This window comes from Methanobrevibacter sp. (assembly GCF_045116495.1).
Classification (GTDB): Archaea; Methanobacteriota; Methanobacteria; order Methanobacteriales; family Methanobacteriaceae; genus Methanocatella.
Genome location: NZ_JBGULU010000188.1, coordinates 1 through 6,800 on the forward strand (window position 1 = coordinate 1; position 6,800 = coordinate 6,800).

General features: G+C 33.3%; 2 protein-coding genes. Both read right to left on the bottom strand.

What is annotated here, in order from left to right; all coding sequences use genetic code 11:
- On the bottom strand, positions 1-4,188 hold a 4,188-nt coding region (locus ACJMLH_RS09920), incomplete at its 3' end, for an Ig-like domain-containing protein (protein WP_405277232.1).
- Positions 4,189-4,411: 223 nt separating this feature from the next.
- Positions 4,412-6,580: a right-handed parallel beta-helix repeat-containing protein gene (locus ACJMLH_RS09925; RefSeq protein ID WP_405277234.1), complete on the bottom strand. Its 2,169-nt coding sequence runs from the start codon at positions 6,578-6,580 to the stop codon at positions 4,412-4,414.
- Positions 6,581-6,800: the final 220 nt, after the last annotated feature.

The window sequence follows — 6,800 nt, forward strand, 5'->3', positions numbered from 1 at the left end:
ACCCTTTGAATCTGTAATTAAAGTATACTCCTTGGAGTTGAGTTTAACAATTATTACCTGAGACGGGAAAGCTTTTCCGTTGGAATTAGTTAAAAGGATTACTAGCTTATCATTTCCACTGTAATACTTGGTTAAATTATTGGATATTAAATTTGCATCCAATAAATCATCAACCACTTTAAATTCACCATCATAACTGGCCTGTGAGTAATTGTAAGTTCCGTTATATTTTACTTCATATGTGTAGTTTCCGACAGCCATTTTACCAAGGACCAAAGATCCGCTGCCGTCCTTGACATCAATGCTGAATATCCTGTTTCCAACTGTTAAACTAACTTTACCTGTTATGGCTTCACCATCCTTAGTTTTGAGGGTTACTTTGCATACCACTCTATCAGAAATGCTTACATCGTTAAGTTCAACGTCCAAAATTGTTTTATATTGACTAACATTTAAAATAAAAGTTGTATTTGATGGGAAGTAATTATTATCTCCCAAATATCTGGCCATTACTTCATATTCGCCAGTGTTTAATGGAGCTATATACCAGTTTGAAGTTGAATTTGCAACCGGCTTATTTCTTGGTGAGAAATATCCTGTCATACTGTATGATACGCTCCCTGTTGCATTTGGACTTAAATTGGCATAAATTCTTATATTTTCACCTAAAACAACCTCTTTTACATATAGTTCAATAGTGGAATTGGCTTTTGTTACTGCAAATGAAGTTTCGTTTTGTGATGAAATGTAATAGTCATTACCCAAATATTCAGCAGTCAATGAGTAATTTCCAACATCAAGCCATTTAAAGTTGCAAATTGCTTTTCCATTGTCAATTTCAATTTCCTTTGTGATGTTTCCTGCACTGAATCTCACAATACCTGTTGCATCACTGTTAAGGTTTGCAACGGCAATTAAATCCTCTGCATAAGAGGCATCATTTATTGTCAGGTTCAAGTCTGATGCGAAATTCTTAATGCGGAACTCAATTGTCTTTTCAAAGGAGTTGTAATTATTGTTGCCTGCATATTTAACTGTTAATGAATATTTTCCTTCATTTAATTTAGACAAGTTTAAAATAGCTTTATTATCCTTGATTGGTACTTTATATTCAGTATTTTTAAAGATGAATGTGATTTGGCCTGTGATGTTTTCGATGCTTGAGACTTCAATTATCTCATCATCATCAGGAGTTGCAGGATTAACTATGATATCAAAGTCCAAATCGGCTTTTTTAACAGCGAAACTTGCACTGTGAGTTATATCATGATAAACAGCTTTTATATTGTATGTTCCAACACCCAAACCTGTAATGTTATAGCTTGCAGTTCCGTTTTCAATACTGACTGTCACATTCAGATTTTCAGATATGAAATTAACGCTGCCTTTAACTCCCTGCTCAAAAACAGCTTTGATTTCCTGTATATCGCCATATGCAATATCAGGTGCAGTCAGATTAAAGTCAACACTTTTGACAAATAATGTATTGTGGATTGTAGCATTCTTAAAAGTGGCGGATATGTAATAGCTGCCTGCATTTAAATTCAAAGGAAGAAATGCGAAACCGTCATCATCAGTTGTGATATTATATTTTACACCGTTAAAGTCGACTGTTATAATTCTTGAAGGCATCGGAATACCGTTTACTTCAATCAGCCTTACTGAATAGTTGAAGTCATTTTTAGCATATCCGGTTGAGTTTTCACCGATGAATACGAATTCGTCTGCAACACCCAGAGTGGTGTTCCATGATGAATCTTCAAAGTATTTGTTTCCTTCATAAAATACGAATACATAATTAGTACCCTTATCGAATTTAACTGTAAATTCAGCTTCGCCGTTTGTGAAATTCATTTTATATAGGTTATAGTTAATGTATACTCCCATGACTCCGCTGCAGTTTGCCTGATTTGTTTTGACTTTGATTGTACCGTTTAAATTCTTATCATCTTGTGAGATATCGACTGTCAGGGAGGTCGGAGTTCTTATAACATCAAATGAAGTGGATACATTTACCGGATAATATCTCAAATCGCCGTCAAATATTAATGTAACGTCATAATGTCCGCCTTCGAGATTTGTCAATGTAACATTGGTTGTTGAGTTATCTATGAATATTTCATTTTCCACTCCGTTTATGATTAATGTTGCCTCTCCTCTTAAGGTATCCGGTGAAACGTCAATTGTTACTGTTGCATTTTCGCCGACTTTAATATCTTCGGCACTGATGTTGATTGAACAGTCGTAACGGGTTACATTTAGAATTCCGCTGACACTTGATGAGTAATAGTATGTGGTTTCCACGAACTCCAAAGTGATGTTGTATTCCCCTTCAGCGAAATTGTTCAAAGCGATAGTTGTATTGCCGTTGTATAGGTATACAATTTTTTTCCTTACGCCGTCAACGTATAGTATTGCCTGGCCCTGAACTCCTTTAGGAGCAAGGGTTACGATTGCCTGGCCTTTTTGGGATACCTTGATTTCGGGAATGTTTACCTTTAAATCAACGTCAAGCTTTTTGATGTTCACATCTGTTCTGTTGAATGCCTTGAAGTGATTTTCGCTTCCGTCGTAGGTAATGTCCAAAGCATATTTTTGAGGGGTTAAATCAGAAATTGTGCAGTCCCCCTTACCGTTTACCAGATTGACAGTGTAAGTTCTGTCATTTAAATTCAAAATAACAACACCTGTAGGAACGGATCCATCGGAACTGGTTACTTCAACGGATACGTTCAAATCCTCCAGATATGTGATATTGTCATTTACAATGAAATTTACATATGTAAATGTTTTTCCAACATCAACAAGAACACTTTGTGTGAATGATTCCAAAGTGTTTGTCACTTCATATAATCCTTTGTTTTGAGTATAATCAAATTTAAAATCGGCTTCACCATTGATTAACTGTTTTTTTGAGGTAATTACATTTCCGTCAACCTCAGTTTTGAAAGTTACGTTAAACAGTGGGATTAAATCTATTTGAGTGAGCAAATCAATGTTGTTTGTCCATGATGCCTTTATAGTTACAGAGTCTGAGATATTTAATTTTGTGTAGTCTGGAGTTAAATTGAGTATTAACCATGAGTTAATCTCATCCACATTGATTTTAGTCCCTTCCTTGTATGGGTTTATATTGGTATTCCACCAGTTATTGTCTAAAGTGACTATGTCTCCACCGTTATAGTATACGTCTGTTGATATTCCCGGAAATGCCGCATTATCGATAAATGCGTTGTAAGTCAAGTTTAATTTTCCGCTGTTGTAGATATTTGGAGATCCTTTATAGGATGGTGTCGGAGCTTCATAATATCCTGTATTGTTTCTGAAAATGTTTCCTCGTGCTGTCAGTGTTCCTATATTGTAGACTGCACCATAGATATAGTTAAAGTTTGCTCTTTCTATATAATTATTTTCAATTATTGAATCATATAATTCAAAAACACCTGTGTTATATATTGCTGAACCCTTGGTTTCATGAAGTGCCCTGGATTCACAAATAGTGCTGTCACGCATTACAACTTCGCCGTCGTTTGCTATTGCGGCACCATATCCGAAATCTACGCTTTTTGATTTTGAAAATGTTGTGTTGAAAATACTTAATTTGCCTTTATTGTAAACACTTCCACCAAAGGAGTTAAGTCCTGATGTGGAAAGGGCAGTATTGTTGGCAAAATATGAATTGATTAGTGTCAAATCTCCAAAATTACTGACTGCTCCGCCGTAAATGCACTGGCCTATTGCTTCATCATAATTTAAAACATTGCTTATGAATGAACAACTGTCAACAGTAACTGTTGCGTTTTTGATTTCCAAAGCAGCCCCGTAAATGTTTTCATTGTAGTTAATGGAATATGATCCCGGAGATTTGTAAGCGTTTATGAACTTGATATTTTTAAAGCTGACACATACATTATCCTTAATTTCAAAAAGATAATTCTTATTTAATCCGTTTACTGATGTGTCCTCCGCACCTACAAAATTTAAAGATTTATTAATAGTTAACTTATTATTCAATGCATTATTAAATTCCCCGTTGGACAAATAGATTGTACCGTTTTCCTTGGACAGGGATATTGCCTTATCCAATGTCAAAACTGGAGAATCCTTAGATCCATCACCTGAGTCAGCACCATTTACATCAACAAATATTGCATTATCATCTGAACTGACAATATTTAAATCCGTCATGTTATCCGATGCATTAACTGAGGAAATGGACAATAATATCAAAATAATGCATAAAATAAATATTATTTTATTCATTCTCAAATTAAATACCTCGATTAAATTTAATTATACTTAATAAAATATCATTTGTCAATGATATGTATAGTTATGAAAAAAAGAATATTTAAACATATCGAGTAATAATTTAAAATAAAAAAAAGAGAATTAGTTGAAAAACAACTAATTAATCAAGATTTGATTTTTTGCGTCTAACTCCAATAAACAACAGAATCAACACAGGTATGATGAAAAATATTGATGGAATAAATTTATTTTCATTTTTCTCATCAATTTCAAATGCTTTTTTACTAACACTTTCAGATTCACCTGAAGCAGAAGAATCCGGACTTCTTGAAGATTTTGATTGACTTGCTGAACTATCAGAACCTCTGTCTGATGGTGAAGCATCACTTTGATTTGTGCGTGTATTTACATTTTGTCCATTGAAAGAAGTAGTGTTCACTTTTCCTCCATCAGTATTTGAGTTAATGAAGTTAACTAAATAATCTTTTAAAGACATTCCTTCATTTTTAGAGGAGTTTCCTGAACTGCTTCCTTGATTTGGAAATGCACCGCCGTTTTGTGATTCAGATGACTCATCACCCTCATCATTTCCGTCTTGTGAATGATCTTCATATTTCCATCCATATTCCTTGGAAGTGCCCGGAATTAAAGGATTGAAAGAATATTTGTTTTCATTACCAGTGCTTGAAAGTTTAGAACCGTCGATTTTATTTGAAATTTCCTTATCGTTTTTAGGTGTTGAATAATCATTATCATCACCATTGTCAACATTATTGCTGACTGACGCGAAATAATCAAATGCCCTTATAACCTGATTGTTATAGAATTCTAAACCGTTATGTGAATTCATATCCCAATATCTGAATCCGCCGTTACCGTTATCAGCTTTTGTATTATAGGAAACCAATAAATTGTTAACAACTTTTGAATTAACTGAACTCAGGAGATTGACAGCATAAAAACCGTCACTGAATACAGTGTTGTTTTCAATGTCATACTGGTGATCGCCTGAAGTTGATTGGCGGTAACTTACACCATAGATATTATCATCGATTGAAACATCCCCAACACTGTGAACTTCAATAATGTTGTTTTTGATTGTTGAACATGTATCCTGAGATTCGATTCCTGCTACCAAAGCCCATTCATGTGTCCCTGCAAGTCCAGTGACATTAATTCTATTATTTGTAATGGACAATGTTGTTGCCCCATAGAAGTTTTGAGAATAAATTCCTATGTTAGGACCATTTGAAAAGGAATACAAATCATTTTCAGTTATGTTTACCTGGGAAATTGGACCTGTAATCTGAATAGGATATGCCGTACCAGCAGCCATTTTACCACCGGTAGTTATAATTGAAATGCTATTGTGGCATACAGTAATATTATTTAAATCATAAATGTCCAATCCATAAAGATAGTTGTCAATACCAGGATATGTGAGAAAGTCTGTCATAAATATGGAATTATTGCATATCAATGAATTATCTGATTTACTAATCAACATACAATCGAGGGAAGGATATAAGTTTTCAGGTCTCTTATTCACTTCTGAAAAGAGGCGGTTTCCAATGAAAGTTGTATTATTGCAACCACCAATACCGACTGTCAAGACCAAATCAGATGCAAGTTCAGCACCATTTACCCCAAAGATAATGTCTTTGAGAGGCAATGCTGAAATAAAAGTATTATTTTCAATTAATGAATCTTTACAATCACTTAATTTTATAGCACAGTTATAAACGTTTACATCATCATTATGGCCTTCAAAGTTAACGTAGGAATTCTTAATTCTTAAATTTCTTAAAGGATTTTTATTGATTCCCATTGCATAAATTCCATATGCTTCAACATTTTGAGGAACAACATAATTAATATTGACATTAATTAAATTGACATTATCTGAAAAGATTTCTATACCTGCACCATCATTTGATGGAAATTCACTATCTAAATCTAAATTCAAACATGATAATGTAACATCTCGTGCATCCACTTGAAATACAGTATTTTTAAGTATATATCCAGCACCGTTAATTGTAACATTTTTTGCATTGATTTCCAATTTTCCAAGATTTTCAAAATTTTGACTGAATATCAAAGTTTTATTATCAAATCTTGAAGATAACTTACCATCTGTGAAATAATCATCAATATTATCAGAAGTTATGTAAATTGTATCATTTAATACCAGATCCGGTTCATCAGGGATTTCTTCTTGAACATTTAGAACAGACCCCTCTCCAACAGACAAATCAACAGTAGAATTTGTTTGATTTAAATCCATTGCTGAGACCGATGAAACAGAAACTATAAAGCAGATAATCATTAATAACGTGAATAATTTCACATTATATCTTATACCTATCACCTCCCTTGCAAATAAATTTCTAAAAGACAATAGATAATTTGTTAAAAATAGTTTATAAACTTATCTTTATTAAAAAATCATTAATTATTAAAAAAAAAGAAAAAAAGTTAGTGAGAAATTAAATTCCCACTATTTGAATGTTAATTTTACTTTTTTGTTTGCTTCTTTGTAAGTACCG